At 75.8% G+C, this 5,431-nt stretch carries 5 protein-coding genes and 1 pseudogene; all 6 read left to right on the top strand.

What is annotated here, in order from left to right; genetic code table 11:
* Positions 1 to 1,248 (top strand): annotated as a pseudogene (locus VNL12_RS20250) (hypothetical protein); the annotation flags it as partial.
* A gap of 63 nt (positions 1,249 to 1,311) precedes the next feature.
* On the top strand, positions 1,312 to 1,806 hold the full coding sequence (locus VNL12_RS20245; protein ID WP_325597116.1) for an HNH endonuclease: 495 nt from the start codon (positions 1,312 to 1,314) through the stop codon (positions 1,804 to 1,806).
* A gap of 118 nt (positions 1,807 to 1,924) precedes the next feature.
* Positions 1,925 to 3,037, top strand: coding sequence for an enolase C-terminal domain-like protein (locus tag VNL12_RS20240; RefSeq protein ID WP_325597114.1), 1,113 nt, complete (start codon positions 1,925 to 1,927; stop codon positions 3,035 to 3,037).
* Positions 3,034 to 3,714: a lipoyl protein ligase domain-containing protein gene (locus VNL12_RS20235; RefSeq protein ID WP_325597112.1), complete on the top strand. Its 681-nt coding sequence runs from the start codon at positions 3,034 to 3,036 to the stop codon at positions 3,712 to 3,714. Before VNL12_RS20240 ends, VNL12_RS20235 begins: the two co-directional genes overlap by 4 nt.
* Positions 3,715 to 3,842: 128 nt before the next feature.
* Positions 3,843 to 4,376, top strand: coding sequence for a hypothetical protein (locus VNL12_RS20230; protein WP_325597110.1), 534 nt, complete (start codon positions 3,843 to 3,845; stop codon positions 4,374 to 4,376).
* Between the two features lie 26 nt (positions 4,377 to 4,402).
* Positions 4,403 to 5,398, top strand: a complete 996-nt coding sequence (gene rsmH / locus VNL12_RS20225; RefSeq protein ID WP_325597108.1) for a 16S rRNA (cytosine(1402)-N(4))-methyltransferase RsmH — start codon at positions 4,403 to 4,405, stop codon at positions 5,396 to 5,398.
* The last annotated feature ends 33 nt before the right edge of the window (positions 5,399 to 5,431 follow it).

Here is a 5,431-nt window from a genome sequence, read left to right as displayed (position 1 = left end):
GTCGCCGCCGGGGCGCTGGCGGCGGCACCCGCCCGGGCGGCGCCGCCCCCACCGCGCGCCGCCGCTCCGGTCGCCTGTGAGGCCTCGGCCGGGGCCGCCGGGGGTGTCGGCGTCGCCGTCGCCTTCCCGGAGCAGGCCCTCTTCACCGCGTGCGTCGACCCGGGAGGCTCGGGCATCGACGTCCTGCGCCGGGCGGGGCTCGAGCCGGTGGTCTCCACCTTCGGCTCGGTCGGCGGCGGCGGGGCCGTGTGTGCCCTGACCGACCCCCGCAACAAGACCCAGCTCGGCTGCGCCGCCGGGCCCGACTGCCTGACCTGCGGACGCGACGAGGACGGCTACGCCGTCTACTGGGGCTACTTCCCCGGGTACCGGTACGCCCAAGGCGGCGCCGGCTCCACCCGGCCCGGCGCCGGGGGCATCGAGGCCTGGCAGTGGGACAGCTCCACGTCCTGGAATGGGGCGAAGCCCTACGACATCTGCGAGCCGACCCCCCCGCCGACGACCCGTCCACCGACGACCCGTCCACCGACCACCCGTCCACCGACCACCCGTCCACCAACCACCCGTCCACCGACCACCGCTCCGCCACCCACGACCGGTGGCGGCGGCGGTGACGCCGGTGGTGGAGGAGACGCTGGTGGCAGGGACGCCGGTGGTGGCAGGGACGCCGGTGGTGGTGGAGGCGAGGGCGATGGCGGTGGCGGCGATGCCGACGGGACCGCGCCTCCGAGCCCGATGGAACCGCGCCCCGACGGCGGCGCCCCGCCGCCCGACGACGATCCGGCCGCCGACCCCTCGGCCCCGCCGACCACGGCGCGGCCGGGGCGGACGACCACGTCGTCGACCACGACCACATCGTCGAGCGCGCCGTCGACACCGACCACATCGTCGAGCGCGCCGTCGACCCCGACCACATCGTCGAGCGCGCCGTCGACCCCGACCACCCGACCCGCCGGTGGCGCCGATGCTGACAGCGACGACGTCCGAGACGGAGACGGAGACGGAGACGGAGCCGGCGGCAGCGCCGACGGTGACCGAGACGGAGACGGAGACGGCGCAGTCGATGCCGACGAGCGGGCGGACAGCGCCCCCCCGGCCGGCACCGTGTCGGTGCGCGACGGCGGTGACGGGGGCGGGAGCGCGCTCGTCCCGGTCGCCACGACCGCGGGGCTCGTCGGCCTGCTCGGGGCCGTCGCCCTCCGCGCCCGGCGCCGGCGCGCCGCGGAGGAGCCCGAACCGTTGCCGTAGCACGCCCTCCGGCCGCCACCAATCGCTGCCTCAGACCGGCGGAGGAGAGGTAAAGTCCCCAGGATGGTCAGGGCGCTGGTGCTCAACGTCACCTACGAGCCGTTGAGCGTGGTCACCGGCCGGCGCGCCGCGGTCCTGGTGCTCACCGAACGGGCCGACATCGTCCACGACACCGACGAGGTGCTGCACTCCGAGCGCTTGGCGCTGGCCGTGCCCTCGGTGGTCCGGCTCCGCACCCTCGTGAAGGTGCCCTACCAGCGCCACCTCACCATCAGCCGGCGCGGCGTGCTCGCCCGCGACGCCCACAGCTGCCAGTACTGCGGGTCGCGGGCCGAGACCATCGACCACGTCCGGCCCCGGAGCCGGGGCGGCGACCACACCTGGGAGAACGTGGTGGCGGCCTGCCGCCCGTGCAACCTCCGCAAGGGCAACCGGCTCCTGCCCGACTCCGGGCTCCACCTGCGCACCCGGCCGGCGCCCCCTCGCCGGTCGCTCTGGGTGATCACCGCCGTCGGGGCCGTGCCCGCCCTCTGGCAGCCCTACCTGCAGGTCGCGTGAGCGAGCGGAGCGAGCGAACCAGGAAGCACGGGCTCTCTGACGGCGGAGCCGTCAGCGCTCATTGGTGCCCGGCGATGGGTCCAAGGCTAGACGTGTCCCACGACGAGGTGGTGCACCGATGACGCCGCAGGTGGCCGAGGTCGTCCTGCACCGGGTGCGACTTCCGTTGCGCGCCCCCCACGTCGCCGCCCACGGCCGGGAGGACACCCGCGAGGTGATCCTCGTGGCCGTCGTCGACGCCGACGGCACCACCGGCTGGGGCGAGTGCCCGACCCTCGCCGCCCCCGGGTACAGCTCGGAGTGGACCGACGGCGCCTGGTGGGTCCTCCAGCGCATACTCGTCCCCCAGGTGGTGGCCCCACGGGGCCCCGTCGGCGTCGTCGGGCACCCGATGGCGTCGGGGGCGGTGCGCGACGCACTGCTCGACCTGCGACTCCGACAGATGGGGGAGGGCCCGGCCGCCGCTCTCGGGCCCCTGGCCGACCGGGTGCGCTTCGGCGTGGCCGTGGGCCTCGTCGACGACCTGGATGCGCTGGCGGCGGCCGCGGAGCGCGCCGTCGCCGCCGGGGCGGCCCTCCTCGTGCTGAAGATCCGACCCGGCTGGGCCGTCGCCCCCCTCGCCGCCGTGCGGCGGGACCACCCCACCGTCGCGGTGGCCGTCGATGCCAACGGCAGCTTCTCGGCGGCCGACGGGGACGAGCTCGCCGCCGTCGATGCCCTCGGTCCCGCCTTCATCGAGCAGCCCCTGCCCGCCGACGACCTCGTGGGCGGGGCCCGAGCCGCCACCGCCCTCACCGCGCCGGTGGCGCTCGACGAGGCCGTCGCGACGAGGGGCGACCTCGAGGCCGCCATCGCCCTCGGCGCCGGCCGCATGCTCACGGTCAAGGCGGCCCGCCTGGGCGGCGTGGAGGCGGCGGTCGAGGTCGCGGCCCACGCCGCTCGCCAGGGCTGGCAAGTGCACGCCGGGGGGATGCTCGAGAGCGGTCTCGGACGGGCGGCGGCCCGCGTCGTCGCCGCCCGCCCCGAGGTGACCGGTCCGGCTCTGGTCGGCCCGACCCAGCTGCTGTACGCGGCCGACGTGGTCGCCCCGGTGCGGCCCGACGCGGACGGCATGGTGGCGGTGCCGGCCGGGCCCGGCCTGGCCCCGGAGCCCGACGCGGAGCTCATCGATGCACTCGAGGTCGACCGCTGGCGCCTCGACGGGCGATCGCCCGCCCCGGACCTCGGGTGACCTCGCCTGGTGGGGGGTGGGCGGTCCAGCACCTCACCGGCACCGCCGCCGCCTTCCACGGGCGCGAGCTGCCGTCGAGGGTCGCTCGCCGGGTGTGGGTCCACGAGGTGACCGGGCCGGCCGTGGTGCTCGGCAGCACCCAGCCCCTCGAGGCCGTCGACCGCGGCGCCGCCGACGCCGCCGGCGTGGCGGTGGTGCGCCGTCGGAGCGGCGGGGGGGCGGTGCTGGTGGAGCCAGGTGGGGTGGTGTGGGTCGATGTGGTGGTGCCTCCCGGTGACCGCCTCTGGGACGACGACGTGGCGCGCGCCTTCGCCTGGGTCGGTGAGGCGTGGGCCACGGCGCTCCACCGGGTCGGGGTGACCGGCGCCGCGGTCCACCGGGGAGCACTGGTGTCGACGCCGTGGTCCCGCCTCGTCTGCTTCGGAGGCCTGGGCCCCGGCGAGGTGACCCGGCACGGTCACAAGGTGGTCGGCATCGCGCAGCGGCGCACCCGCCACGGCGCTCGCTTCCAGTGCGCGGTGCCCCTGGTGTGGGATCCGTCGGTCCTCCTCACCCTGCTCCACCTGGAGCCGGGCGAGCGGTCCCGGGGCCGCCGCGACCTCCTCGGTCGCGCCGCGGCGGTGACCGTCCCCGCGGACGCCCTCGTCGAGGCCTTCCTCTCCTCCTTGCCGGACTGAGAGTCCGGCGCCCCGCCTCGACCGTCGGCGTGCCCATGTCGGCTCACGTTGGTGCAGTGGAAGATTTGCCCTGAAACGAGCATCGAAGTGGGTTGACTGACCACCTGAGGGGGCGTAGGTTCAGCGGCATGGGGCAGACCGGTACGGAGATCGAGGACGAAGCGCGCGGTGCCTCCTCGCTCGAGGGGACGCCGACGGCCGGCCCGACCCGCCTGTGCGGTCGCTACACCAACGGCATCGACACCAAGTCAAGGGTGGTGATGCCCGCCGCCTTCCGGACGTCGTTCGCCGCCGAGGGTGGTCTGCTGACCCCGTGGAAGAACATCTGCCTGGCGGCCATGGCCCCGCCGGAGTTCGACGTCTACCGCACCCACGTCGCCCGGCGCCTCGCCGATCAGGACGAGCCCGACATCGAGGGCATCCTGCGCACCCTCTGGAGCTCGACGGTCGACTTCAAGCTCGACGTGCAGGGGCGCCTCGTGCTCCCCGAGGAGATCCGGTCCCAGGTCGGCATCACCAACGAGGTGCGCTTTCAGGGCTACGGGCGCCGCATCGAGCTCTGGCCCGGGCTGGTCACCTCCGACGAGCTCGACGACCGCACCGACCACCTCGCCACCCTCGCCGTGGTCCAAGCCACGTACATCCCTGAGCTCGAGAGCTGAGGGGGGAGAGAGAGATGGTGCTCGCCATGGCCGATCCCAACCCCCCGGCCCCGGCTCACCGGGCCCACGTGCCGGTGCTCGCCGGCGCCGTCGCGACCGTCTTCGAGGGCGTGCTGCCCGGCACCTACGTCGATCTCACCCTGGGCCTCGGCGGCCACGCCGAGATGCTGCTCGACGCCCACCCCGAGCTGACCCTGCTGGGCATCGACCGCGACCCCGAGGCCCTGGCCGTGGCCCGCCCCCGACTCCGCCGCTTCGGCGACCGGGTCACGCTGCACCACGCCCGGTCCGACGAGCTGGCATCGGTGCTGGGCCACCTCGGTGTCACCGACGTCACCGCCATGCTCGCCGACCTGGGCGTGTCCTCGCCGCAGATCGACCAGGCCGAGCGGGGCTTCAGCTACCGCTCCGACCGCGACGGCCCCCTCGACATGCGGATGGACCAGGGCCGGGGTGCCACCGCGGCCGACCTCATCGCCGACATGGACGAGGACACCTTGTGCCGGGCCCTCCGCGACCTCGGCGACGAGCCCCACGCCCGCCGCATCTCCCGCGCCGTGATCGACGCTCAGCCCCGCACCACCGCGGCGCTGGCCGAGGTCGTGCGCTCGTCGGTGCCCGCCGCCCGCCGGCGCCGCGGCGACCCGGCCAAGCGGGTGTTCCAGAGCCTGCGCATCCTGGTCAACGACGAGATCGCCACCCTCGACCGGACCCTCGACGCCGGGCTGGCCGCCCTGGTCCCCGGCGGGCGGATGGCCGTGATCGCCTTCCACTCCGTCGAGGACCGCATGGTCAAGACCCGCTTCCGCACCGCCGCCGAGGGGGATTGCAGCTGCCCTCCGGGGCTGCCGTGCGTGTGCGGGGCGACGCCCACGGCCCGCCTCCTGCAGCGCAAGCCCTGGGTCGCGGAGGCGGCGGAGGCGGCGACCAACCCCCGCGCCACCAGTGCCCGCCTGCGCGCCGTGGAGACCCTGCACGCAGAGGCCACCGGCCCGGGCCGCCCGTCGCCGCCGCCGCCATGACCTCGTCTCGCTCCGCCCTCGTCGCGCCGCCGA

It is taken from the genome of Iamia sp. (assembly GCF_035575815.1).
In the GTDB taxonomy this organism is placed as follows: domain Bacteria; phylum Actinomycetota; class Acidimicrobiia; order Acidimicrobiales; family Iamiaceae; genus Iamia.
The sequence above is the reverse complement of the archived record's forward strand: the minus strand, read 5'-3'. Positions and strand labels throughout refer to the sequence as shown.

Bases quoted from the DNA above. Each gene is read 5' to 3' on its own strand.
- VNL12_RS20240 (WP_325597114.1), top strand. From the start codon at position 1,925: ATGACGCCGCAGGTGGCCGAGGTCGTCCTGCACCGGGTGCGACTTCCG.
- rsmH (WP_325597108.1), top strand. From the start codon at position 4,403: ATGGCCGATCCCAACCCCCCGGCCCCGGCTCACCGGGCCCACGTGCCG.
- VNL12_RS20245 (WP_325597116.1), top strand. From the start codon at position 1,312: ATGGTCAGGGCGCTGGTGCTCAACGTCACCTACGAGCCGTTGAGCGTG.
- VNL12_RS20230 (WP_325597110.1), top strand. From the start codon at position 3,843: ATGGGGCAGACCGGTACGGAGATCGAGGACGAAGCGCGCGGTGCCTCC.